Raw genomic sequence first — 23699 nt, 5'->3', positions numbered from 1 at the left:
CCTCGTCGCTGCACTCCTGCGGGGTCTTCGGCTCATGCTACTCCCGCAGGAGTCTCGTGCTTCCGCTCCAAGCAATCGCCTTATAAAATTTCTCCGGTCGATTCAACAGTTCATTTTATATAGCATTTATAACATTGAGAAGGGGATTTCCCCTACGAGCACTTGGCAGCCATCGCTTCGCTTTTGGACGCAGACGCCAATCTTCGTATTGGCATCGGCTCGTAGCCTTCCCCGGGGAAAGCGTCCGCCCGTGACGGAAAGCAACAACATTATAAATAAAGAACCGGAAGTCAGGCTCCCGGTTCTTTTCAGTCCGGCCATTCAATATGCCAGGCGGATTATTTGGATTTGAGTTCGTTGAGCTGGACAAGGAATTTGTCGTTCAGCACTTTGATGTACGTACCCTTCATGCCGAGGGAACGGGACTCGATGACGCCCGCGCTCTCCAGCTTGCGGAGTGCGTTGACGATGACAGAACGGGTGATGCCGACCCGGTCCGCGATCTTCGAAGCGACGAGAAGGCCTTCGGTGCCGTCGAGTTCTTCGAAAATGTGCTCGATCGCTTCAAGCTCGCTGTAGGAAAGGGAATTGATTGCCATTTGGACAACCGCTTTGCTGCGGGCTTCAGTTTCGATCTCTTCCGCTTTTTCACGGAGGATCTCCATCCCGACAACCGTTGCGCCATACTCGGCAAGCACGAGGTCTTCATCGGTGAACTTGTCTTTGACCCGTCCGAGAATAAGTGTGCCAAGGCGCTCACCGCCGCCGATGATCGGAACGATTGTTGTCAGGCCTTCTTCGAACAGGTCTTTGTTTTCGACCGGGAAGACCGTGTGCTCATCGTTGATATCGAGGTTGGGCGATGTTTCCGTCACATTGAAAAGATTTTTCGTGTAGTCTTCCGGAAAACGGCGCTCCTCAAGCATGTTCTGGATCCGCTCGTTCTGGATCTCCTGGTGAACAGCCGTGCCGAGCAGTTTGCCTTTACGGCTGACGATGAAGACGTTAGCACCGATCACCTTGGACAGGGTTTCGGACATTTCCTTGAAGTTAACCGGCTTGCCGGCAGACGCCTGGAGCATAGAGTTGATCTCCCGCGTGTTTTGTAATAGTGACATAACACAATTCCTCCTACTTGGATATATGGATTCAAGAATATTCTAAAGGTTTGTAATCGTTTTGGGAAACGATAAGGTTTACTTACAGTATAAATTGTGACAAATCTTTGTTCGTAGCGATCTTTTTGAGCTTTTCATCGACATATTCCGGCGTGATGCGGATGGACGCAGGTGAAATGTCGGATGCTTCGAAACTCAGGTCTTCTAAAAGCTTCTCCAAAACCGTGTGGAGCCTGCGTGCTCCGATGTTCTCGGTTTCCGCATTGACTTCCGCCGCAATCTCCGCGATACGCCCGATTGCTTCATCGGTAAAGTCGATCTCCACGCCTTCAGTGGAAAGGAGCAGCCGGTACTGATGAAGAAGGGAATTGTCCGGTTCTTTGAGAATGCGGACAAAATCCTCTCTAGTGAGTTTATCCAGTTCGACCCGGATCGGGAAACGTCCCTGCAGCTCAGGTATGATGTCCGACGGCTTGGAAACGTGGAAAGCCCCCGCGGCGATGAACAGCATGAAGTCCGTGCGGACAGGACCGTACTTCGTCGTGACAGTCGTACCCTCCACAATAGGAAGGATATCCCGCTGAACGCCTTCCCGCGATACATCGGCTGAAGAGGAGTTCCCCTGTTTCGATGCGATCTTATCAATTTCATCGATGAAGATGATTCCCTGCTGCTCCGCACGTTCGATCGCCACCTGAGCGATTTCATCACGGTCAACAAGTTTATCGGCTTCTTCCATGGCAAGTACTCTGCGGGCATCCTTCACACGCATCTCCCGCTTCTTCTTCTTTTTCGGCATCAGGTTCGAAAGTGCATCTTGCATATTCATTCCCATTTGCTCCATACCCGAACCTTGCATGCCGTCAAACAGCGACGGCATATTCTCGGTCACTTCTACCATCACTTTTTTGTCCTCAAGGCGGCCCGCCTTCAGCTCGGCGCGGATTTCGGAACGCTTCATACGGATCGACGCGTCCTCTTCCTCTTCTTCAGAGCGGTCCTGCATCTGTCCGAGCAGCATCTCCAGCGGATTCTGCCCGGATTTCTCTTTTTTCAGAGACGGGACGAGCAGCTTCACAAGACGTTCTTCGGCCAGCTTTTCGGCGCGATCCGCCACCTCTTCCATCCGCTCAATGCGGACAAGGCGGAATGACGCTTCCACAAGGTCACGTACCATCGACTCGACATCGCGTCCGACATAGCCGACTTCTGTAAACTTGGTCGCCTCCACTTTGAGGAAGGGTGCACCGGCAAGCTTGGCAATCCGGCGTGCGATCTCTGTCTTGCCGACACCGGTCGGACCGATCATGAGAATATTTTTCGGAATGATCTCATTGCGCTCTTCTTCCGGCAGACGGCTGCGGCGGTATCGGTTTCGCATGGCCACCGCAACAGCCCGCTTGGCTTCTTTCTGGCCGACGATGTACCGGTCAAGCTGTTCGGTCAGGAGTCTCGGTGTCATCTGCTCCAGCTTCATTCCCCGATCACCTCCAGGATGATTTGGTGGTTCGTGAACACGCAGATGTCAGCTGCGGTCTCAAGTGCCGCACGCGCGATCTGTTCGGCATCCATAGCGTCGGAAGCATGTTTTTTAAGGGCACGGCCGGCTGCCAAAGCATAGTTGCCGCCGGATCCGATTGCAAGGATGCCGTCATCAGGCTCAATCACTTCTCCTGTTCCGGAGACAAGCAGCATCGTATCTTTGTCCATGACGATCAGCATCGCCTCCAGCTTCTGGAGCATCTTATCGCTGCGCCATTCCTTCACGAGTTCGACTGCTGCGCGGGTCAGGTTCCCGTCATATTCGGCTAGTTTGCCTTCAAACAGTTCAAACAGTGTGAAGGCATCCGCGACGGTGCCCGCGAAACCGGCGACGACTTTCCCGCCGTACAGTCGACGGACCTTCTTCGCAGTATGCTTCATGACAACCTGGTTGCCGAGCGTCACCTGCCCGTCACCCGCCATTGCGGCCTTGCCGTTATGCCGGACTGCGAAAATCGTGGTTGCATGGATTTCCATTGCCTCTCCCCCTCAAGCTCTAGGATGTGCGTTCATATACGTCTTTCTCAGATGTTCTTTCGTCACATGCGTGTAGACCTGCGTCGATGACAGGCTGGCATGGCCGAGAAGTTCCTGGACGGACCGCATGTCCGCTCCGTTATTGAGCAAGTGTGTGGCAAACGTATGCCGGAGCATATGCGGATGGATCGATATGTGGAGTGCTGCCTTTTTGACCATTTCCCCAAGGATATGCCGGACTCCGCGGTCGGTGAGCGGAGTACCCCTCATATTGACGAACAGCCGGTCATGTTTGTTCCCTTTCATGATCGCCGGACGCGCCTCATCCAGATACCTGCCGAGCGCATCGGCGGCAAAGTGGCCGAACGGGATATACCGCTCACGGCGCCCCTTCCCCATGACCCTTACAATATCCAGTTCACGGTCAGCGTCGCCGACGGAAAGCCCCGTCAGTTCCGAAACACGCATTCCCGTGGCATAGAGCAGCTCCAGAAGCGCGGTGTCACGGATTTCTTTCGGAGAGATTCCTGCATTCGCCTCGAAAAGCTGCTCCATCTCTTCTTCATAGAAGAATTGGGGCAGCTTTTCTTCCTTCTTCGGATGATACAGTGATCGGAATGCCTGGTCATCGATACCGAACCGGGTGTTGGCAAACTTGAAAAACGATCGCAGAGAAGAGATCTTCCTTGAGATGGTCGCCCGCTCCAGTTCGCGCTCATAAAGTTGGGTCACGTAGAGGCGGGCTTCCGGATAGCGGATATCCTCTTCGGACCCGATTCCCTCGGATTCCAGAAACGCGAAGAATTCTTCAAGATCTTTCCGGTATCCCTCCACGGTCAGCGGAGAAAAGTTCCGCTCGAGGCGGATATAGGACCGGAACTCCTCTGCAGCCTGTTTTAGCCTGGCATTCATCCCGTCACCTCCGGAAATATACAAAAGCCTCTAAAGTATAAGGCTTTAGAGGCTTTTGTTCAATCAATGTGCAATTGTATTCTTGAAATTTCGAATTGTATCCAGCGCACGCCCGGACTGCTTCTCCGCGCGCTCCGCTTTTTTCCTGACCTTCTCTCCGAGAGAAGGGAAAAGACCGAAGTTGACGTTCATCGGCTGGAAGTTGGCCGGATCTGCTTCGCTGATATAGCGTGCCATGCTTCCGAGTGCCGTTTCCGCCGGGAAGACGACCGGGTCTTCACCGAGCGCGAGACGAGCGGCATTGACACCTGCAATAAGTCCGCTGCCTGCAGATTCCACATAGCCTTCGACCCCGGTCATCTGGCCGGCGAAGAACAGGTCCTTTTTGGCCTTCAGCTGGTATGTGCGCTCCAGCACACGCGGGGAGTTGATGAACATGTTCCTGTGAATGACACCATAACGGACAATCTCCGCATTCTCAAGTCCAGGAATGAGCCGGAGAACTTCTTTCTGGGGTCCCCACTTCATGTGATTCTGGAAGCCCACAATGTTATAGAGCGTAGCGGCAGCGTTGTCCTGACGGAGCTGGACGACTGCGTAAGGGGTCTTCCCTGTTTTCGGATCCTCCAGGCCAACCGGTTTCATCGGGCCGAACCGGAGTGTATCCCGGCCACGCCGCGCCATTTCTTCGACCGGCATGCAGCCTTCAAAATACTTTTCTTCTTCGAAGTCCCTGAGGGCGACTGTCTCGGCCGAGATGAGCGCCTCGTAGAAGCGGTAGTATTCCTCTTCAGTCATCGGACAGTTCAGATAGGCGGCTTCTCCCTTGTCATAACGTGACTTCAGGTAAACCTTGTCCATGTCTATGGAATCCTTCTCGATGATCGGCGCTGCCGCGTCGTAGAAGTACAGATCATATTCGCCAGTCAGGCTGCTGATCTGTTCGGCAAGGGAGGAAGAAGTGAGCGGACCGGTCGCGATGACCGTGATGCCCTCCGGAATCTCTGTCACTTCGCCGTTTACAACTTCCACGAGAGGGTGATTTTTGACGGTTTCCGTAACGCGCCCCGCAAAATCGTGGCGGTCGACCGCAAGGGCTCCGCCTGCAGGAACAGCGCTTGAATCCGCGGCCTGCATGATGACGGAGTCGAAGATCCGCATCTCTTCCTTGAGGACTCCCACAGCATTGGTGAGATTGTTGGCGCGGAGTGAGTTGGTGCAGACAAGTTCAGCAAACTGGCCGGTATGGTGCACCGGAGTCTGCCTTACGGGGCGCATTTCGTGCAGACGCACCCTGACGCCGCGGCTGGCGATCTGCCAGGCAGCCTCGCTGCCTGCAAGCCCCGCTCCGATTACGTTGACGACTGGTGTCATGTTGAATCGTGTCTCCTTTTACTGTTGCGGTTGTTCTTTATAATCGCATTCCACACATTGGATCTGCTTGCCCTTCTTGAGCTTTTTCTCGACCAGGAGGCTGCTGCATTTCGGACATGGCCGGGAAACCGGCTTGTCCCATGAGATGAAATCGCATTCCGGATACTGGTCGCAGCTGTAGAAGATCCGCTTCGTCTTGCTTTTGCGCTCGACGACTTCGCCCTTTTTACATTTCGGGCAGGTCACATCGATCTTCTTCAGGATCGGCTTCGTATTGCGGCAGTCAGGGAAGTTGGAGCAGGCCATGAATTTTCCGTAGCGGCCCATTTTGATGACCATCGGGGATCCGCATTTTTCGCAGTCCTCGCCGGCCGGCTCATCCTTGATGACGACTTTCTCCATCTCCTGCTCAGCTACTCTCAGCCGCTTCTCGAAATCTTTGTAGAACGAGTCGATGACCTGGACCCACTCGTTTTTCCCGTCTTCGACGCTGTCGAGGTCCTTCTCCATCTCTGCGGTGAACTCGACGTCAATGATTTCCGGGAAGAATTCACTGACGAGGGAATGAACAATCTCCCCTAGCTCCGTCGGAACGAATCGCTTGGCGTCCAGTGACACATAGCCCCGTTTCTGGATCGTATCCAGCGTCGGCGCGTACGTCGACGGCCTGCCGATTCCCAGCTCTTCCATCGTCTTCACAAGGCGCGCTTCCGAATAGCGCGGAGGCGGTTGTGTAAAGTGCTGCTTCGGGTCGATTTTAAGGCTCTTGACGATATCGCCTTTCTCAAGCGGAGGAAGCATCTTCTGCTTTACATCTTCCTTGTCATCCTCGCCCTCAACGTATACTTTCATGAACCCCTGGAATTTCACTTGGGATCCGGTGGCACGGAACACGACATCCCCTTGGCGGAGATCAGCCGTCACGGTATCCAGGACGGCCGGAGCCATCCTGCTCGCTATGAATCGCTCCCAGATAAGCTTGTAGAGCTTCATCTGATCATTTGTAAGGATCGCTTTTAGCGAGGCAGGTGTCCGGAGCACAGATGTCGGGCGGATCGCTTCATGTGCATCCTGGGCATTTTTCTGTTTGGAAGCACGCTCTCCCGGAGCCAAGTATTCCTGACCATAATCTGCAAGGATAAAATCTTCCGCTTCCTTTTTTGCGGTGTCCGATACCCGAGTTGAGTCGGTACGCATGTACGTGATGAGGCCGACGCTGCCTTCCTTGCCGACATTGATCCCTTCGTAGAGATTCTGGGCGATCATCATCGTTTTGCGCGCCCGGAAGTTCAGCTTGCGGGCAGCTTCCTGCTGGAGGGAGGAAGTCGTGAACGGAGGCGCAGGATTGCGCTTGCGCTCTTTTTTCTCCAGTTCGGCGACTTCGAAGTCACTGCCGTCCAGCTTGGCAAGAATCGCATCGACCGACCCTCGATCTGGAAGCTTGATCTTTTTCTTGCCGTCACCGTGAAATGCGGCCGTGAATTCCTTTTTCCCTTTTCCGAACAATCCGGTGATCGACCAGTACTCTTCCGGCTTGAAATTCCGGATTTCGTTTTCCCGGTCAATGATCATGCGGAGTGCAACGGATTGGACGCGTCCGGCAGATAGTCCCTTCTTTACTTTCTTCCAAAGAATAGGACTGATGTTGTAGCCGACCAGCCGGTCGAGGATGCGCCTTGCCTGCTGGGCATCGACTCGGTCTCGGTCGATCGGGCGCGGGTGTTTGAACGCCTCTTTGACGGCATCCTTGGTGATTTCATTGAACACTACACGGCATTCGGAGTTTTCATCGATGCCGAGGGAGTGAGCGAGGTGCCAGGCGATCGCTTCCCCTTCCCGGTCGGGGTCAGATGCGAGGAAGATTTTCTTGGCTTTTTTTGCTGCACTCTTCAGTTCCTGCAAAACCGGCCCTTTGCCGCGGATTGTAATGTATTTCGGTTCATAGTTGTTTTCGACATCGATGCCGGTCTGGCTTCGCGGGAGATCCCTGATGTGTCCGACAGATGCCTTTACTTTGTATTTCTTGCCTAAATATTTCTCAATCGTCTTTGCTTTCGCTGGTGACTCGACGATGACCAAATAATCTGGTGCCATTGATGTGCCTCCATTCGAGGTGAGCGACTCCTAAAGAAAGTCCTGATGGAAAATGTAAACTATCTTCTATATAATTGCAACCATTTTCAGCTTCTGCCGTTTCGTGCTTCAGGGAAAGGCAGCCATGCTTTTACTCCATATCCTGCGGCAGCCCGCCCAGAATTGTGTAGCCGTCCAGGGCTGGGGCTGCGCCCTCCAGGATTAGACGGTTTGGACCCGCGGAAAGCGGTGAATTGATCGGCCCGGGCACGGCGTGAACGTCCTTTCCGTGCTCGAGCGCATGATCGATTGTGCTCAATGTGCCGCTCGGCCGGGCAGCCTCAGTGACGATGACGATGCCGGAAAGGCCGCTGATAATGCGGTTGCGCATGGGAAACTGCCACTTCTGCGGACCTGCATACGGCGGGTATTCAGTTATAAGCAGATGGTCGCGTCCCATCACTTCATACAGTCCGCTGTTCTGCTTCGGATATCGATGGGATAGGCCGGTGCCGAGGACACCGATCGTTTTTCCGCCATGCCGGATGGCTGTCTCATGAGCCATTGCATCAGCTCCTTTTGCAAGGCCGCTGACGATGACATAATCATTGGCGACAAGAGGCGGAATAATCTTTTCCATGGCCTGGCGTGAATAGGCGGTCGCCTTCCTGGATCCGATGATGGCCGCCTTGTTGTCTGCGCGGAGCAGTGATGGATCTCCTGCGGCATATAGTACGGCAGGCGGGTCAATAAGCTGGGTGAGTGAATGGGGGTAAAGTTCGTGGGTATACAGGATGGGGGTGATCGAGCTTGCGGCATACACTTCCGTGTACGGGGGGTCCGCTCTGCGGCTCAGCTTTTTGTGGAGAAGCGCCGCCTTGTCCGTGTCAAGATCCAGCAGAAATGCAAGCTCGGCCGGCCGCATATCCGGAAGTGCCTGAAGGTCCGGGTCTGCAGCAAGCAGACGTCTGAACCTGTTCAGCGGTGCCGGAAATGTGTAATGCAGCGCAAGCAGACGGTCTTCGAACCGATCGATGATCACTACCTCCTGTCCCGGAAGCTTTCCGGAAATAGTAAAAGTGCGGCACTAATGTGCCGCACTTTCATTTTAGTGGGTTTTGCACTGTTCGTACAGACCTTTTTCCTTCAGGACACTGATCATCGTCTCACCGATGACCGATGGTGTCTCGGCAACCTTGATGCCTGCCGCTTCCATTGCTTTAATCTTCTCTGCAGCTGTTCCCTTGCCGCCGGAAATGATGGCGCCTGCGTGGCCCATGCGCTTTCCTGGAGGTGCGGTCTGGCCGCCGATAAAGCCGGTGACAGGTTTTTTCATGTTTGCCTTGACCCACTCGGCCGCTTCTTCCTCTGCAGTCCCGCCGATTTCACCGATCATGACAACCGCAAGGGTTTCAGGATCTTCATTGAATTCTTTGAGGACATCGATGAAGTTTGTTCCGTTGACCGGGTCTCCGCCGATACCGACAGCGGTCGTCTGGCCGACGCCTGCCTCGGAAAGCTGGTGGACCGCTTCATATGTCAGTGTCCCGGAACGGGAAACAACGCCGACATGGCCCTTTTTGTGGATATAGCCCGGCATGATGCCGATCTTGCATTCGTCCGCTGTAATGACACCCGGGCAGTTAGGCCCGACGAGACGGGTTTTCTTGCCTTCCATGTAACGGACAACTTTGACCATATCGAGTACCGGAATGTGTTCCGTGATGCAGATAGCCAGATCCAGCTCTGCATCGACCGCCTCGAGGATCGCGTCTGCTGCGAACGGAGCCGGCACATAGATGACGGAAACAGTTGCGCCTGTTTCCTTTACTGCGTCCTCGACTGTGTTGAAGACCGGTACGCCTTCCACTTCCGTGCCGCCTTTGCCCGGTGTTACGCCCGCCACGATTTTCGTGCCGTATTCAAGCATTTGTTTTGTATGGAAAAGGGCTGTTGAGCCCGTGATTCCCTGTACGAGTACTTTTGTATCCTTATCGACATAAATGCCCATCGTTTTCCCGCCTTTCTTAGCCTACGAGCTCGACAATTTTTTGTGCGCCGTCCGCCATGGAATCGGCAGCAGTAATGTTCAATCCGGATTCGTTCAGAAGCTTTTTGCCTGCATCCACGTTCGTACCTTCAAGACGGACGACCAGCGGCACTTCAAGTCCGAGCTGCTTCGTTGCCTGGATGACGCCTTCTGCGATGATGTCGCACTTCATGATGCCGCCGAAGATGTTGACGAAAATCCCTTTGACATTGGAGTCGGAAAGGATGATCTTGAATGCTTCGGTTACTTTTTCAGCAGTCGCGCCGCCCCCAACGTCAAGGAAGTTCGCGGGTTTGCCGCCGTAGAAGTTGATCGTGTCCATTGTGGACATAGCCAGGCCCGCACCGTTAACCATGCAGCCGATGTTGCCGTCGAGGGAAACATAGCTGAGGTCGTACTTGGACGCTTCGATTTCCTTCGGATCTTCTTCATCAAAATCACGGAGTTCAACGATATCCGCGTGACGGTAGAGCGCGTTCGAGTCGAAGTTGAACTTCGCATCGAGAGCTACGACCTGATCATCGCCTGTGACGACGAGCGGGTTGATTTCAAGGATGGATGCATCTTTGCTGATGAAAGCTTCATAGATGCCCAGGAACAGCTTCGCAGCTTTGTTGACGAGCTTCGAAGGAATGTTCATGTTGAATGCCATGCGGCGTGCCTGGAAGCCTGTAAGGCCGACAATAGGGTCGATGACTTCCTTGAAGATCTTTTCAGGTGTTTCTTCTGCCACTTCTTCGATGTCCATGCCGCCTTCTTCGGAGCCCATGAGGACGACACGGTCCGTCGCACGGTCAACGACGAGGCTGATGTAGTATTCTTTGAGGATGTCGGAGCCTTCTTCAATGTAAAGGCGCTTGACTTCTTTTCCTTCAGGGCCTGTCTGATGTGTCACCAGTACTTTGCCGAGAAGTTCTTTTGCGTATTCACGCACTTCGTCAACCGTCTTCGCGATCTTCACACCGCCTGCCTTGCCTCGGCCACCTGCGTGGATCTGAGCTTTTACGACATATACTTTGGTGTCGAGTTCCTTGGCCGCCTTGACAGCCTCTTCAGGGGAAAACGCTACGATTCCGTTTGGTACCGCGACGCCGTAGTCGCGAAGAATCTGCTTCCCTTGGTACTCATGGATATTCATCTTACATCCTCCAATCGAACTGCTGAATAGTTTCTTGCCATCCCCCATTGTAATCAACCGGTCACAGGTTGTCCATAATTGTCTTTTCTCGGACGGGAATTCCGCTGGTTCCGACATGGATTTCAGCCACCGGGGCGAAGGTCTGCCTGTGCTCCGGGCAAGGACCGTGTAACCTGAGCGCCTCCAGGTGTGCCGCGGTGCCATAGCCCGAATGGCGGTTGAAGCCGTACAAAGGAAACTTTTCGTGCAGCCTGTCCATATATGCATCCCGTTCAGTTTTGGCCAGGACCGATGCCGCTGCCACGCAGAGGCTGAGTGCATCAGCTTTCACGACAGAATGGCATGGTGCATCCGTATTAAGAGCCATTGCATCGGCGATGATCGCGTCCGGTCCCAAGGACAAGCCCTCAACCGACCTCTCCATCGAATCACGCGTGGCCCGGTAGATGTTCAGCCTGTCGATTTCCTCTGCAGGCTGGATGTGGACTGACCAGGCGACAGCATGTTTCCTGATTGCGGCGGCCAGGCATTCCCTCGCCTGCCGGCTCATCGCCTTTGAATCATCCAGGCCGGCGAGTTCCGGACAGGATGACGGAAGAATCACCGCAGCGGTCACCACCGGTCCCGCCAAAGGGCCCCTCCCCGCTTCATCGACGCCCGCGACCAGTGACTCCGGACTTTTCCTGAAGCCGTTGTCAAACTGCTCTTTTTCCAGGTGCCGCTCGAGTTCGAGCCGTTTTTTCTCCAGTTTCCTCTCATACGATGCAAGCAGTTTCTGGATGCCGGCCCGTCCATCCGACTGGAGTTCGCCGAACAGTGGGTCATCCTCTTTTGCCGTCTGCAGCCATGCTTTTACTTCATTGATAGTCATAGTGGTCATTTGGAATCAGGCCCTTTCCTTATATGTAGATTCCGGCAAGCTCTGGCCGGATAAGCCAAAAAGCTGTCCACTGCCATGCCGGGTATTCACGATGTCCCGACTCCGGGAATTTCAATAAAAAAGCAGGGGCTGTCCGAATAATGTATTTCCAGCATAAAAAGCAAACAGCAGCGGCTCTGGTCGCTTTCCGCGGGCGTTGCCGGCGCCAATGCGAAGTTTGGCGTCTGCGCTCAAAAGCGATAGCGTTGAGCGGCATTAGCCAGCCTCCTCGGACTCCGTCCTGCGGGGTCTTCGGCTAACGCTATTCCCGCAGGACAGAAAAGCCTCCTCGAACAAGCCTCGCACGAAGGAAATGCGAAGCATTTTCGAGGAGTCTCCCGACGCCACTGCTGTTTGCCATAGATACCAGAATCTAATTACTTATTGGACAGCCCCTGTTCACCGATCCTCTGAAAAATCGAATGTGAGCCTGCCGAACTGCAGGTCCCGGACGTCGCGGACGATCAGTTCGGACACACTATCATAGTCGATGGTACCGCCTTTTCCGTAGACCTTCCGACGTTCGCCGATCCGATCGAAGGCTCCAGGTATGTCGCCGTCGAGCGAACGGAAGCCAAAGCGGTCCTCAAGGCGGTCCGGATAATGTGCCTCGAGAAACTTGAGCGCATAGATCGCGAGCTCCTGCTGGGCCGTAATGGCATCCTTGATCGCCCCGGTCAGCGCCAATTTATAGCCGGCCTCGGGGTCTTCGAACTTCGGCCATAGGATCCCCGGCGTATCGAGCAGTTCCAGCTCCTTGCCAACCTTGATCCACTGCTGCGCCTTAGTGACGCCGGGTGTATTGCCGGTTCTGGCGATGTTCTTTTTGGCCAGGCGGTTGATGAGCGTCGACTTTCCGACATTCGGGATACCGACTATCATGGCCCGGATTGCTCTCGGGCGGATGCCCTTCGCCTTCATTCGGTCCCACTTCTCCTTCAGGATCTGCTGAGCAGCCTTTGTCACCTGCTGAAGTCCTTTGCCGTCGAGAGAGTTGATCGCCACCGCTTCGATCCCGTCTTCGCGGAACTTTTCCAGCCAGCGGGCGGTTTCCGCTTCATCGGCCATGTCTTTCTTGTTAAGGATGACGAGCCGGGGTTTCCGGCTGATGATGTCATCGATCATCGGGTTTCTGGAAGATTGCGGCAGTCGTGCATCGATCAGTTCAAAGACGATATCAACCATCTTCAGCTGCTCGGTGACTTCCCTCCGCGCCTTTGCCATATGTCCCGGGAACCACTGTATTGTCATAATTTTACCTCCGTCACTTGACGAACCCGATATCTTCCATCGGCCAGAAAATCAGATTTGTGCTGCCGATGATTTCATCGAACGGGATGACGCCGATATGGCGGGAGTCTTTGCTGAACCGCCGATTATCCCCCATAACGAATACATGGCCTTCTGGGACAGTTTCTCGCTGAATTTTATCCTCAAGCGTAAAGTCTTCGGTCAGCGTCCCGTCGGTGACAGCTTCCTTGTATTCACCGAGATAGGGCTCTTCAAAAGCCTCCCCGTTAATATAGAGCTGGTCGTCCCGGTACTCGATCTGGTCGCCCGGTAGCCCGATCACCCGCTTGATGTAATCTTTCTGTTCCGGTGCATGGAAGACAACGATGTCAAACCGCTCCGGCTCACCGATTGTGTAGCCGATTTTGTTGACGATCATCTTATCGCCGTCCTCGAGTGTCGGCATCATCGACTCCCCGTCCACCACAATAGGCGTAAAAAGGAAATACCGGATGATGGCAGCCAGCCCGAACGCGATGAGGAGGACTTTCGTCCATTCCCACAGTTCATTTTTCTTTTTTTCTTCTGTCATCCCGTTGGCCTCCCTGTTCAATCTCTTTCCATTATAGAGTGTATGACAAACGGAGGCAAAAAGAAAAGGAGCCGTCGGAACGGCTCCTTTCGATGTCGTTTATCGGATTTCTTTGATGCGGGCAGCTTTTCCGCGAAGGTTGCGGAGGTAGTACAGCTTCGCACGACGGACTTTACCGCGGCGAGTCACTTCAAGGTTCGCGATTTTAGGCGTGTGCACAGGGAACGTACGCTCAACTCCTACACCGTAGGAAATCTTGCGGACTGTGAATGTCTCGCTGATGCCGCCGCCGCGACGCTTGATGACAACCCCTTCGTATACCTGGATCCGCTCACGCGTACCCTCGACGACTTTTACGTGTACACGTACCGTGTCGCCCGGGCGGAAAGCCGGAAGGTCTGTACGAAGTTGTTCCTTCGTGATTTCTGCAATCAATTGTTGCATGTTTTTCCTCTCCTTACTACAGATGCTCTTGCAGTTAAAGCTGTTGCAGCGGAACATCGTAATCGAGCGCTTCACATGGAAGCACGGGTTAAATCATACCATAGGCACGGGGTTCAGGCAAGTCCCGGACTCACTCTTCTTTACTCCATCCGAGCTTCCTGAGTATTTCCTTCTGTGATGCGGTGAGCTCGGCTGCTCCGAGCAGATCCGGCCTCCGCTCAAGCGTACGCATGAGCGACTGTTCCTCGCGCCAGCGATCGATTTCCGCATGGTTGCCGGACAAAAGGACATCCGGCACTTTCATCCCGCGGAAGTCTGCAGGGCGCGTGTAATGAGGGTGCTCGAGAAAACCCGTAGAGAACGAATCAAGCGCGGGGGATTCTGCGTTGCCGAGAACTCCAGGCAGAAGTCGGACCACACTGTCGATGACGGTCATGGCCGCAAGCTCACCGCCGGTCAGGACAAAGTCCCCGATCGAGATTTCATCCGTGATAAGGTGTTCGCGAATGCGCTCGTCATAGCCTTCGTAATGACCGCACAGGAAGATAAGATCCTCTTCCTGCGCAAGTTCCTCGGCCTTTTTCTGGGTGAACCGTTCTCCCTGCGGGCACATGAGGATAATCCTCGGAGAGCGGCCTTCAGAAAGGTTTTCGACGGCGCGGAACAGGGGCTCCGGCTTCAGTACCATGCCGGCCCCTCCACCGTATGGATAGTCATCAACTTTATGATGCTTGTCCTTGGCGAAATCGCGGAAGTCCCGGACTGTGAGGCTGACAGCGCCGTTTTCCTGTGCCCGCTTTAGGATGGAGGCATTGAATACGCCGCTGAACATTTCCGGGAAGATGGAAAGGACCGAAATCTTCATCAGGACAGCAGTCCTTCGATCGGATCGATGACGATCCGCCCGTTTTCGGGATCGACTTCCAGGACGACATCCCCGATATATGGAATGTAGTGCATTTTCCCTTCAGCCGGTTTGACCGCCCAGACGTCATTTGCGCCTGTCTCCAGCACTTCTGTCACTTTTCCGATTTCCCGGCCTTCCTGGTCAACCACCGTACATCCGATGATTTCATGGTGATAGAACTCGCCTTCTTCCAGTTCTCCGAGGTTATCACCGGACACCTTCAGGATGCCGTCGCGATATTTTTCCACGTCATTGATGTTTGGGTGGCCTTCGAACGTGAGGAGATCGAAGTTCTTATGGACCCGGTGGGAGGCCACGGTCAGCATGACCGGATCTTTCGCTCCAGGCATGAAGAGGCCGAGACGCGCCCCCGTGGCATAGCGCTCTTCCGGGAAATCCGTACGGGACATGACGCGCACCTCGCCCCGGATGCCATGCGTATTGACGATTTTTCCGACATTGTACCAGTTCATCCATCGTCCTCCTTCATCTGTTTCGGGGTATGAAAAAGGAAGGAACCTGTTTCGTCCCTTCCTTAATCCATGATGTCGACGCGGACCCGTTTGCGGCCTGCGCTTTCAGCTGAGTTTACTACAGTGCGGATCGCGGTTGCGACCCGGCCCTGTTTGCCGATCACTTTCCCCATGTCTTCCGGGTGGACGGACAGCGAGCAGACTAATCTGCCCTGCCGTTCTTCCACGCCGATCCGGAGTTCATCCGGATGGTCAACGAGCGGTTTGACGATCGTTTCAATCAGCTTTTTCATCATGTCGCCTCCGTCAACTTATTTTGCGGCTTTGGCGTTATGGAATTTCTCCATGATGCCCTGCGTAGCGAGCAGGTTGCGCACTGTGTCAGACGGTTTCGCACCGTTCTGGAGCCATTTAAGTGCAAGCTCTTCGTTGATCTTGAGCTCAGCCGGCGTCGTGAGCGGGTTGTATGTGCCGATCGTTTCGATCTGACGGCCGTCACGAGGGGAACGGGAATCTGCTACTACGATACGATAGAAAGGCGTCTTTTTTGCGCCCATACGCTTAAGTCGAATTTTAACTGCCATGGTTAGCACCTCCGAATAGTTTCACACAAGATAGTATATTACCAAGTCATTATTGCTTTGTAAAGTGTTTTTTCTTAACACCTTAATTAAGGCTGATTTTCGCTCCTGGCCCTCGCTTACCGCGGGCGTTGCCTTAGCCTCCTCGAGCTGCGCTCTGCGGGGTCTTCGGCTAACGCTTTTCCCGCAGGTGTCTCGTGCCATACGCTTCAATCAGTTATAGCAAGTTTTCCAATGAATACTCAGGCTGGATTGCCGCCTGTCGCTACTTACTTGAACAGTGAATCAAGTCCGGGCATTTTCATTTTCCGTTTGCCTTTGCCCTGCTGCATGTTCGACATCTGTTTCATCATCTTCTTCATCTCATCGAACTGTTTGAGCAGGCGGTTCACTTCCTGGATGGATGTGCCGGAGCCGCGGGCGATGCGCTTTTTCCGACTGGAGTTGATGATTTCGGGCTTCGACTTTTCCGCAATTGTCATCGATTTGATAACCGCTTCAACACGGTCCATCTGCTTTTCGTCGACCTTCACATTGTCGATGCCCTTGATCTTGCCTGCGCCGGGAAGCATCTTGAGGATCTCGTCAAGAGGCCCCATCTTCTTCACCTGTTCCAGCTGTTCGAGGAAGTCATCAAATGTGAACGACTGGTCACGGAACTTCTGCTCCAGTTCCTTCGCCTTTTCTTCGTCGACATTGGTCTGTGCTTTCTCGATGAGCGACATGACGTCACCCATCCCGAGAATCCGGGAGGCCATGCGCTCAGGATGGAACGGTTCGAGCGCATCAAGCTTTTCGCCCATCCCGGCAAACTTGATCGGCTTGCCGGTAACGGAACGGATCGAGAGCGCCGCCCCGCCGCGGGTGTCGCCGTCGAGCTTCGTCAGGACGACTCCCGTTACGCCGACCTGCTGGTCAAACGTTTCCGCCACATTCGCGGCGACCTGGCCGGTCATCGCGTCAACGACAAGGTAGACTTCATCAGGCTTCACCGCATCATGGATATTGCGGAGTTCCTGCATGAGGTCTTCGTCGATCTGCAGACGGCCCGCTGTGTCGATGAAGACGACATCGTTATGATCTTCCTTCGCCTTGGCAACCGCCTGCTTTGCGATATCGACCGGGTCAGCCTCTGTGCCGAGTTGGAATACCGGCATGCCGAGCTGCTTGCCGATTGTCTCCAGCTGCTGGATTGCTGCAGGACGGTAAACGTCAGCTGCAGCAAGAAGCGGTTTCCGGTTGTATTTCTTGCGGATGAGGTTCGCCAGCTTGCCGGTTGTTGTCGTTTTCCCGGCACCCTGCAGGCCGACCATCATGATGACGGTCGGCGGTTTTTTCGCGAAAGTGATTGCTTCCGTCTCGCCGCCCATCAGCTCAGCCAGTTCGTCCCTTACAATTTTGACGACTTGCTGGCCGGGCGTGAGGCTTTGCATCACATCCGAACCTACGGCGCGCTCGCTCACCTTCTTGACGAATTCCTTGACGACCTTGAGGTTGACGTCTGCCTCGATCAGCGCGAAGCGGACTTCACGCATCATTTCTTTGACGTCGGCTTCGGTCACTTTCCCCTTGCCTTTGATTTTCTGAAGCGTTTGCTGAAGGCGCTCGCCCAATCCTTCAAATGCCATCGATTGCCCGCCTCCTATCAGTCGAATTCTTTTAGTTCATGCAGTCGCCGGATCAGATCACCGGCATCCGCCCCGCCGCGCCCGATATCCGCGGCAAGTGCGTCGACGGCTTCCCGCCGTTTCCGGAACTTGCCGAAAAGCTGGAGCTTTTCCTCGTACTCTTCAAGCATAGCCTCTGTGCGGCGGATATTGTCATAGACCGCCTGGCGGGAGATATCGTACTGTTCGGCTATTTCCCCCAGGGACAGGTCATTCAGGTAATACAGGTCCATGTAGCTCCGTTGCTTCTCAGTCAGGAGTGCCTGATAGAAGTCAAACAGGAAGTTCATCCGGGTCGTTTTTTCAAGCAGCACACAAACCCCTCCTTCCCGTCTCCATCAAAAGCATTTTATACAGGGAAGAACACACTGTCAAGTAAATCCCCTTGTCTTTCAATCTTCGCCTTTTTCCTGTCCGAGGATCTCCGCCTCTTGCTCAAGCCCTTCGGCGAAGAGGCCGTATACATACCGTTCCGCATCAAACGGCTGCAGGTCTTCCATGCCTTCCCCCAGGCCGACGAATTTCACAGGAATCCCGAGTTTGTTGCGGATCGCCAGTACGATGCCGCCTTTTGCCGTTCCGTCCAGCTTGGTCAGGACAATGCCCGTCACGTTTGTCGCTTCCTTGAACGTTTCTGCCTGGATGAGGGCGTTCTGGCCTGTGGTCGCGTCAAGAGCCAGGAGTGTTTCATGCGGTGCATCCGGCAGCTCACGGCCGATCACCCGGTGCACCTTTTCCAGCTCATTCATCAGGTTCACTTTGTTCTGGAGACGTCCTGCCGTGTCACAGATCAGGACATCCACTTTGCGGTTTTTCGCCGCCCGGACGGCATCATACATGACCGCGGCCGGGTCTGAGTTCTCCGCCTGGCGGATCACTTCCGCTCCGACCCGGTCCCCCCATACCTGGAGCTGATCGATCGCACCGGCACGGAATGTATCCCCCGCAGCCAGCATGACCGACTTGCCTTCACTGATGAACCGGTGGGCGAGCTTGCCGATGGTCGTCGTCTTTCCGACGCCGTTCACGCCGACGAACAAAATGACCGTCGGACCTTCCTCCTGCATGTTGAGGCTGCCTTCGCCGTCCTCACCCTTGCGGTAAATGTCAACCAGCTTCTCGGAGATGGCGGTCTGGATACCTTCCGTATCCTTGACGTTTCTGCGCTGCACTTCGAAGCGAAGATCATCCATCAGTTCCATAACCGTTTCAAATCCGACATCCGCCTGAAGAAGGAGTTCTTCCAGCTCCTCGAAAAAGTCCTCATCCACTTTCCGGTAACGGGCCACCAGGTCATTCACTTTCGAAGTAAACGATGTTCTCGTCTTTTCCAGCCCGTCTTTGTACTTTTCCGTCGTTTCATCCGGCTTACCGGAAATCTTTTCCTTCAGCTTTTTGAAGAAACTCATGTTCCCGCTCCTTTCGGGCCCGATCCTACTGTCGGTACGGGCTCCTCATATTCCACTTCGCTCTCTGTCAGCCTGACAGAGACCGGCTTCGATATGCCGGATTCCTGCATGGTGATGCCGTAAAGAACATCTGCACCTTCCATCGTTCCTTTTCGGTGGGTGATGACAATGAACTGTGTCTCGTTGCTGAATTTCTTGAGGTAATCACTGTAGCGGAGTACATTGGCCTCGTCCAGCGCAGCCTCGACCTCATCCAATACGCAGAATGGAACAGGACGGACTTTCAGGATGGCGAAAAGCAGAGCGATCGCGGTCAATGCGCGCTCCCCTCCCGAAAGCAGGCTCAGGTTCTGCAGCTTCTTGCCAGGCGGACAAGCGACTATATCAACACCAGTCCGGAGCATGTCTTCCGGATCGGTAAGAACAAGCTCCGTTTTGCCCCCGCCGAATAGTTCTTTAAAAACGACGCCGAACTGTCGGCTTACAGCATGGAATGTGCTGCTGAAACGCTCCGTCACTTCGGTGTCCATCTCATCGATCGCGCTCTCAAGCGTATCCTTTGCCTCAAGCAGGTCATTGCGCTGCTCCGTAAGGAATGCATGCCGCTCCGAGACCGCTTCGAATTCCCCGATTGATGCAGTGTTGACCGGTCCAAGCTCTTCGATCGACTGTTTCAGAAGCCGCACTTTCTTCCGGGCTTCCTCCGGACCGGTCTGGTCAGGGAACGGAATTCCGCCTTCAGGAAGCTCGGCGATCCCGTAATCATCTTCAAGTGCATTCCGGAGTGATTCAAGCTCATAGGTTATCCTGCCTGCCCGAAGTTCGGCCTCCCGCACTGCAGCCGAATGGCCCGACCTTGTTTCGGCCGCGCGCCGGAACCTGGCTTCGGCAGATGCGATGGATTGCTGAAGCGATTCGCGGCGTTCCAGCGCAGACGCGAGCTCATTTTCCAGAGCTTCTTTTCTCGCTTTCCACTCCTGCAGCTCCTTCTCGGCTTCTTCAGGACCTGCACCAGCATCACCGCCCGCCGTCCATTCCATCTCTTCGCGGAGCCGCTCGGCCCTCTGTAGGCGGCCGGCAAGCTCTTCTTCCACGGATTCAGCGGCCGCTTCGGCCTGGGCCAGCTGTTCCGCCAGTACGGCGGCGTTCTGCCGGAGTTCACCAAGCCGGTTGTTCATGCGGTCCCGCTCGGTGCGTCCCTGCTCGTAAAGGCCGGTCAGCTCTTTAATTTCCATCGATGTCCGGCTGAGTTCATTTTTAAGCTCAGCCTGTTGCTCTTCAGCTTCCCTGATCCGCTCGCGGATGCCTGAAGCCAGAACCGAAGTCCCTGATTCCTCATCTCCAAAAATGGCGAGGCGGTCAGCCAATCGGCGTTCTGCCGCTTTCAGCTCGGCGGTTCTGCCCACCAGTGCGACTTCCGTCTCCGACAGCATCTCACGCTGTTCACGAACCTGTTCAAGAGCCGCCGATTCATCGGCCAGGCGCTGCTTCAGGGAAGTTATGGCCTGTTCGGCATTGCCGATTGATTTATCGAGCCTGGCAGCATCTTCCGTCACTTGCTCAAGCTCGGCCTTTCGCATGAAAATCGGATTGCCGCGGTCCGATCCGCCTCCGGTCATCGATCCGCCGGGGTTTACCACGTCTCCATCAAGCGTCACGATCCGGTATCGGTGGCCGGTCATCCGTGCGATTTCATTTGCCCCTTTCAGGGTGCGTGAGATGAGGACATTGCCAAGCAGATTCTGCACGATCGGCATATATTTTTCATCTGCCGTGACAACTGAATCCCCCGTACCTGCAAAGTCCTTGTGTGAAGATGCCTGCGTCAGAGTGGAAGCATCCACCCTGCGGGGCTTCATCACCGCAAGCGGCAGGAATGTAGCGCGGCCCTTGCGGCTTTCCTTCAGGTAGCCGATTGCATGGCGGGCATCAGCCTCCGTGACAGTCACGATATTCTGAGCCGCGGCTCCAAGTGCGGTCTCCGCGGCCTTGGAAAATTCCTTTTTGACATGGACAAGAGAGGCAACCGCCCCTTCGATACCGGATAGGCGTTTTTTTTCGGCAGCGCGCAGCACTTCACGGACACCTGTATGGAAACCGGCGAATTCCGCCTCCATCGCAACCAGGGCCTCCCGCCGCCCCTTTAGTTTCTCGAGGAGGTTGTAGGCCTTGTACAGCTGTTCCTGTTTATCATTGAGTTCGGAAGAGATACGCTCCCTGGCGGATGCCTGCTCCGATTCCTCATTTCTGACGGCAGACAGCCGTTTTTTCAAGTCTTCCAGTTCGGCTTCCGCCTTTTTCAGGTTGGCAGAGGCCGTTTCCCATTCGGCACGGGCCTCTCCTGCCCGTGTCCGGTTGCGTTCGGCAGATTCGGCCTGAAAGGCCAGCTGCTGCTCCAGATGCTTAAGTTCATTCTTTACTGCCGCCTCGCTGTTCAGAAGCTCGATATAAGCCGATTTCAGCTCTTCAATCCGGCTGGCGGTCTCATCAAGCGGACGGTCCATAATGTCCTGGAGACGACGGATTTCTGACCGGGCTTCCTTCAGGGCTGTTTTCCTTCCTGAGGCGTCGTGCACAGCCTGCTTTTTCCTCAATCTGAGCCTGTCCGTCGCCTGTTCCGTTTCGGTCAGGTCTTCCCGCAGCCTTTCCAGCTGGCGCTCAGCGTTGGTTTTCCTCTCCGAAAGCACTTGTCTGCGGCCTTCCCACTTCTCGACATTCACCCCTGCATCCGCAAGGTCTGTGTGCAGGCCGTCCAGCTTCTCCGCAAGCTTTTCCGCTTCCCCGCGAAGCCGGCCGAGTTCGGCTTCATGCCGCCCGGCTTCTTCTGTGGCTGCCTGTTCCAGTCCGGCAGCCTTCTCCAGGCCTTGGCGGACTTCCTCAAGCTGATCTTCATTGTTCCTTATGTCATGCGCAAGCAGGGCCGTGCCGATCTCATTTAGCTCCCCTGACATCGCCAGATAATCTTTTGCTGCCGATGCCTGGATCCTGAGCGGGCCAAGGCGCCCATCAAGCTCATGGAGGATATCCAGTACCCGGTTCAGGTTGTCCGCTGTCTCGAACAGCTTATGCTCTGCTTTCCGGCGGCGCTGCTTGTACTTGAGAACGCCCGCCGCTTCTTCGAAGATCGCCCGGCGGTCTTCCGGCTTGCTGTTCAGGATCTCATCGACCCTCCCCTGTGAAATAACAGAGAACGCTTCCTTGCCGAGGCCGGAATCCATGAACAGATCGACGATGTCCCGGAGACGGCAATCCTGCCGGTTAATCTGGTATTCACTGTCGCCTGAGCGGAATACGCGCCGGGTAATGCTGATTTCGCTGAAATCGAGAGCAACACGCCCATCCGAGTTGTCGAGGACCAGGGTCACCTCTGCAAAGTTCAGTGCCTTTCTGGAGTCACTCCCGGAAAAGATGACGTCCTCCATTTTGCCGCCGCGGAGTGTTTTGGCCGACTGTTCGCCAAGCACCCATCGGATGGCGTCTGTGATATTGCTTTTTCCGCTTCCGTTCGGTCCGACAACTGCGGTCACTCCCGGCACAAAGTCCAATCCGATTCGCTCGCCGAACGACTTGAACCCCATGATTTCGAGCCGCTTCAGATACAAATCATTCCGCCTGCCCTTCGGTTTTCCTCAGCTCGCTGATGGCGTGGCGGGCAGCCAGCTGTTCCGCCTCTTTTTTCGACTTGCCTTCACCGCGCCCCAGTTCCTCGCCGCTGATTGTGACGGCCGAAACGAAGATGCGGTCATGCGCAGGCCCTTTCTCGTCGACAATCTGGTATTGGAGCTGTCCGCTGGATGATTGCTGCACCATTTCCTGGAGCTGGCTTTTATAATCCATCACATGGGAAAAAGCACCGACCTCCACTTTCGGGAAGACGATCCGTTCGAGAAATTCGACGACTTTGTCGAATCCATTATCGAGATAAAGCGCGCCGACAAAGGCTTCGAACACATCGGCCAGAAGCGACGGACGTGTCCTGCCGCCTGTCTGCTCTTCGCCTTTTCCGAGCAGAACATAGCGGCCGAAGCCCAGCTCGTCCGCAAATTGGACGAGAGAAGGTTCGCAGACAATCGCTGCGCGGAGCTTGGTCAGTTCGCCTTCGCTCATGGATGGATAGGTTTCAAATAAAAAACGGGATACGGACAGTTCCAGGACGGCATCCCCCAGGAATTCAAGCCGTTCATTGTCATCATGGATCCTTCTGCGATGCTCGTTCACATAGGAGGAATGTGTAAACGCGCGGTACAGAAGAGTCGGGTCACTGAATGTGAAGCCGATCGTTTCCTCGAAATCGGCAAATCGCTTATGGACAGATTCCGGGTAGGAACCTTTCTTATGGTGTCGCTCTTTTTTGTTCATAGTCATCAGATCTGCCTTTCCGTTATGGATAAGATATATGCTAAGTTTACCCCTTTCTGCAGGGTAACGCAAAATGGCAAAAGAGGCTGGCGGCCGCCCGTCCCCGGACTGCCCGCCTGCCTCTTCAAAACCGATCATGCGGTCTTTTCTTCGATATAAGAGACTGCGTCACCGACAGTCCCGATTTTTTCAGCATCTTCATCGGAGATCTCAAGATCGAATTCATCCTCAAGCTCCATAACGAGTTCAACGACGTCAAGGGAATCCGCACCGAGGTCCTCACGGAAGGATGCTTCAGGTTTCACTTCGCTTTCATCGACGCCGAGGCGGTCGACGATCACCTTTGTCACACGTTCCAGTACAGTTGCCAATATGTTCACCTCCTCTCGCGGGGGAGTCCGTTTACCGGTCCGCGTCGTGCTTTTCCGGCCACT

The 23699-nt window shown here is 54.7% G+C and carries 23 protein-coding genes; all 23 read right to left on the bottom strand.

Annotated features, from left to right (window positions below; genetic code table 11):
• Window positions 1-338: 338 nt before the first annotated feature.
• Window positions 339-1118 carry a GTP-sensing pleiotropic transcriptional regulator CodY gene (gene codY, locus AC6CHQ_RS06920; RefSeq protein WP_092048955.1) on the bottom strand — a complete coding sequence of 260 codons (780 nt, stop codon included), beginning with the start codon at window positions 1116-1118 and terminating at the stop codon, window positions 339-341.
• A gap of 82 nt (window positions 1119-1200) precedes the next feature.
• The gene (hslU, locus tag AC6CHQ_RS06915; RefSeq protein ID WP_251239161.1) at window positions 1201-2595 is read right to left on the bottom strand and encodes an ATP-dependent protease ATPase subunit HslU; all 1395 of its coding nucleotides are present in this window, start codon (window positions 2593-2595) and stop codon (window positions 1201-1203) included.
• On the bottom strand, window positions 2592-3137 hold the full coding sequence (gene hslV / locus AC6CHQ_RS06910) for an ATP-dependent protease subunit HslV (protein ID WP_251239160.1): 546 nt from the start codon (window positions 3135-3137) through the stop codon (window positions 2592-2594). Before hslV ends, hslU begins: the two co-directional genes overlap by 4 nt.
• A gap of 12 nt (window positions 3138-3149) precedes the next feature.
• Window positions 3150-4049, bottom strand: a complete 900-nt coding sequence (gene xerC / locus AC6CHQ_RS06905; protein ID WP_251239159.1) for a tyrosine recombinase XerC — start codon at window positions 4047-4049, stop codon at window positions 3150-3152.
• Window positions 4050-4112: 63 nt separating this feature from the next.
• Window positions 4113-5423 carry an FADH(2)-oxidizing methylenetetrahydrofolate--tRNA-(uracil(54)-C(5))-methyltransferase TrmFO gene (gene trmFO, locus AC6CHQ_RS06900; protein WP_498081180.1) on the bottom strand — a complete coding sequence of 437 codons (1311 nt, stop codon included), beginning with the start codon at window positions 5421-5423 and terminating at the stop codon, window positions 4113-4115.
• A gap of 18 nt (window positions 5424-5441) precedes the next feature.
• Window positions 5442-7517, bottom strand: coding sequence for a type I DNA topoisomerase (topA, locus tag AC6CHQ_RS06895; protein ID WP_092048966.1), 2076 nt, complete (start codon window positions 7515-7517; stop codon window positions 5442-5444).
• A 130-nt stretch (window positions 7518-7647) separates the two neighbouring features.
• Window positions 7648-8538 (bottom strand): DNA-processing protein DprA, encoded by an 891-nt coding sequence (gene dprA / locus AC6CHQ_RS06890; RefSeq protein ID WP_349773649.1) that lies wholly within the window; start codon window positions 8536-8538, stop codon window positions 7648-7650.
• A 66-nt stretch (window positions 8539-8604) separates the two neighbouring features.
• A complete protein-coding gene (sucD, locus tag AC6CHQ_RS06885) occupies window positions 8605-9507 on the bottom strand; it encodes a succinate--CoA ligase subunit alpha (protein ID WP_092048968.1) in 903 nt (300 codons plus the stop codon).
• Window positions 9508-9523: 16 nt separating this feature from the next.
• Complete coding sequence (gene sucC / locus AC6CHQ_RS06880) at window positions 9524-10684, bottom strand: ADP-forming succinate--CoA ligase subunit beta (protein WP_092048970.1); 1161 nt, start codon at window positions 10682-10684, stop codon at window positions 9524-9526.
• Window positions 10685-10745: 61 nt separating this feature from the next.
• A complete protein-coding gene (gene rnhB, locus AC6CHQ_RS06875) occupies window positions 10746-11564 on the bottom strand; it encodes a ribonuclease HII (protein ID WP_092048972.1) in 819 nt (272 codons plus the stop codon).
• Window positions 11565-12002: 438 nt separating this feature from the next.
• Window positions 12003-12854, bottom strand: a complete 852-nt coding sequence (gene ylqF, locus AC6CHQ_RS06870) for a ribosome biogenesis GTPase YlqF (protein ID WP_092048974.1) — start codon at window positions 12852-12854, stop codon at window positions 12003-12005.
• 13 nt (window positions 12855-12867) lie between these two features.
• Window positions 12868-13425 (bottom strand): signal peptidase I, encoded by a 558-nt coding sequence (lepB, locus tag AC6CHQ_RS06865; protein ID WP_092048976.1) that lies wholly within the window; start codon window positions 13423-13425, stop codon window positions 12868-12870.
• A gap of 99 nt (window positions 13426-13524) precedes the next feature.
• Complete coding sequence (rplS, locus tag AC6CHQ_RS06860) at window positions 13525-13869, bottom strand: 50S ribosomal protein L19 (protein WP_092048978.1); 345 nt, start codon at window positions 13867-13869, stop codon at window positions 13525-13527.
• Window positions 13870-13999: 130 nt separating this feature from the next.
• Window positions 14000-14734, bottom strand: coding sequence for a tRNA (guanosine(37)-N1)-methyltransferase TrmD (gene trmD, locus AC6CHQ_RS06855; RefSeq protein ID WP_251239157.1), 735 nt, complete (start codon window positions 14732-14734; stop codon window positions 14000-14002).
• Window positions 14734-15249: a ribosome maturation factor RimM gene (gene rimM, locus AC6CHQ_RS06850; protein WP_092048982.1), complete on the bottom strand. Its 516-nt coding sequence runs from the start codon at window positions 15247-15249 to the stop codon at window positions 14734-14736. The genes trmD and rimM overlap by 1 nt, the downstream gene beginning before the upstream one ends.
• Window positions 15250-15311: 62 nt before the next feature.
• The gene (locus tag AC6CHQ_RS06845) at window positions 15312-15542 is read right to left on the bottom strand and encodes a KH domain-containing protein (RefSeq protein ID WP_092048984.1); all 231 of its coding nucleotides are present in this window, start codon (window positions 15540-15542) and stop codon (window positions 15312-15314) included.
• 18 nt (window positions 15543-15560) lie between these two features.
• Entirely contained in the window at window positions 15561-15833 is a 273-nt protein-coding gene (rpsP, locus tag AC6CHQ_RS06840; RefSeq protein ID WP_092048986.1) for a 30S ribosomal protein S16, read from the bottom strand.
• A 266-nt stretch (window positions 15834-16099) separates the two neighbouring features.
• On the bottom strand, window positions 16100-17458 hold the full coding sequence (gene ffh / locus AC6CHQ_RS06835) for a signal recognition particle protein (RefSeq protein ID WP_251239156.1): 1359 nt from the start codon (window positions 17456-17458) through the stop codon (window positions 16100-16102).
• Window positions 17459-17475: 17 nt separating this feature from the next.
• On the bottom strand, window positions 17476-17811 hold the full coding sequence (locus AC6CHQ_RS06830) for a putative DNA-binding protein (RefSeq protein ID WP_177168216.1): 336 nt from the start codon (window positions 17809-17811) through the stop codon (window positions 17476-17478).
• 78 nt (window positions 17812-17889) lie between these two features.
• Window positions 17890-18906, bottom strand: a complete 1017-nt coding sequence (gene ftsY, locus AC6CHQ_RS06825; protein WP_251239155.1) for a signal recognition particle-docking protein FtsY — start codon at window positions 18904-18906, stop codon at window positions 17890-17892.
• Entirely contained in the window at window positions 18903-22508 is a 3606-nt protein-coding gene (smc, locus tag AC6CHQ_RS06820; RefSeq protein ID WP_092048992.1) for a chromosome segregation protein SMC, read from the bottom strand. The genes ftsY and smc overlap by 4 nt, the downstream gene beginning before the upstream one ends.
• Window position 22509: 1 nt before the next feature.
• Window positions 22510-23271: a ribonuclease III gene (gene rnc, locus AC6CHQ_RS06815; protein ID WP_092050687.1), complete on the bottom strand. Its 762-nt coding sequence runs from the start codon at window positions 23269-23271 to the stop codon at window positions 22510-22512.
• Between the two features lie 128 nt (window positions 23272-23399).
• Window positions 23400-23636 (bottom strand): acyl carrier protein, encoded by a 237-nt coding sequence (gene acpP / locus AC6CHQ_RS06810; RefSeq protein WP_008297236.1) that lies wholly within the window; start codon window positions 23634-23636, stop codon window positions 23400-23402.
• Between the last annotated feature and the right edge of the window lie 63 nt (window positions 23637-23699).

This window comes from Bhargavaea sp. GQ12, from assembly GCF_059758705.1.
This window is presented reverse-complemented; position numbering and strand designations above follow the sequence as displayed.

What these genes read in the sequence shown, in the direction of transcription:
- rnc (WP_092050687.1), bottom strand. Translation starts at nt 23,271, where the DNA reads ATGACTATGAACAAAAAAGAGCGACACCATAAGAAAGGTTCCTACCCG.
- topA (WP_092048966.1), bottom strand. Translation starts at nt 7,517, where the DNA reads ATGGCACCAGATTATTTGGTCATCGTCGAGTCACCAGCGAAAGCAAAG.
- hslV (WP_251239160.1), bottom strand. Translation starts at nt 3,137, where the DNA reads ATGGAAATCCATGCAACCACGATTTTCGCAGTCCGGCATAACGGCAAG.
- trmFO (WP_498081180.1), bottom strand. Translation starts at nt 5,423, where the DNA reads ATGACACCAGTCGTCAACGTAATCGGAGCGGGGCTTGCAGGCAGCGAG.
- rplS (WP_092048978.1), bottom strand. Translation starts at nt 13,869, where the DNA reads ATGCAACAATTGATTGCAGAAATCACGAAGGAACAACTTCGTACAGAC.
- ftsY (WP_251239155.1), bottom strand. Translation starts at nt 18,906, where the DNA reads ATGAGTTTCTTCAAAAAGCTGAAGGAAAAGATTTCCGGTAAGCCGGAT.
- xerC (WP_251239159.1), bottom strand. Translation starts at nt 4,049, where the DNA reads ATGAATGCCAGGCTAAAACAGGCTGCAGAGGAGTTCCGGTCCTATATC.
- ylqF (WP_092048974.1), bottom strand. Translation starts at nt 12,854, where the DNA reads ATGACAATACAGTGGTTCCCGGGACATATGGCAAAGGCGCGGAGGGAA.
- AC6CHQ_RS06845 (WP_092048984.1), bottom strand. Translation starts at nt 15,542, where the DNA reads ATGAAAAAGCTGATTGAAACGATCGTCAAACCGCTCGTTGACCATCCG.
- rimM (WP_092048982.1), bottom strand. Translation starts at nt 15,249, where the DNA reads ATGAACTGGTACAATGTCGGAAAAATCGTCAATACGCATGGCATCCGG.
- trmD (WP_251239157.1), bottom strand. Translation starts at nt 14,734, where the DNA reads ATGAAGATTTCGGTCCTTTCCATCTTCCCGGAAATGTTCAGCGGCGTA.
- lepB (WP_092048976.1), bottom strand. Translation starts at nt 13,425, where the DNA reads ATGACAGAAGAAAAAAAGAAAAATGAACTGTGGGAATGGACGAAAGTC.
- sucD (WP_092048968.1), bottom strand. Translation starts at nt 9,507, where the DNA reads ATGGGCATTTATGTCGATAAGGATACAAAAGTACTCGTACAGGGAATC.
- hslU (WP_251239161.1), bottom strand. Translation starts at nt 2,595, where the DNA reads ATGAAGCTGGAGCAGATGACACCGAGACTCCTGACCGAACAGCTTGAC.
- rpsP (WP_092048986.1), bottom strand. Translation starts at nt 15,833, where the DNA reads ATGGCAGTTAAAATTCGACTTAAGCGTATGGGCGCAAAAAAGACGCCT.
- sucC (WP_092048970.1), bottom strand. Translation starts at nt 10,684, where the DNA reads ATGAATATCCATGAGTACCAAGGGAAGCAGATTCTTCGCGACTACGGC.
- rnhB (WP_092048972.1), bottom strand. Translation starts at nt 11,564, where the DNA reads ATGACCACTATGACTATCAATGAAGTAAAAGCATGGCTGCAGACGGCA.
- codY (WP_092048955.1), bottom strand. Translation starts at nt 1,118, where the DNA reads ATGTCACTATTACAAAACACGCGGGAGATCAACTCTATGCTCCAGGCG.
- ffh (WP_251239156.1), bottom strand. Translation starts at nt 17,458, where the DNA reads ATGGCATTTGAAGGATTGGGCGAGCGCCTTCAGCAAACGCTTCAGAAA.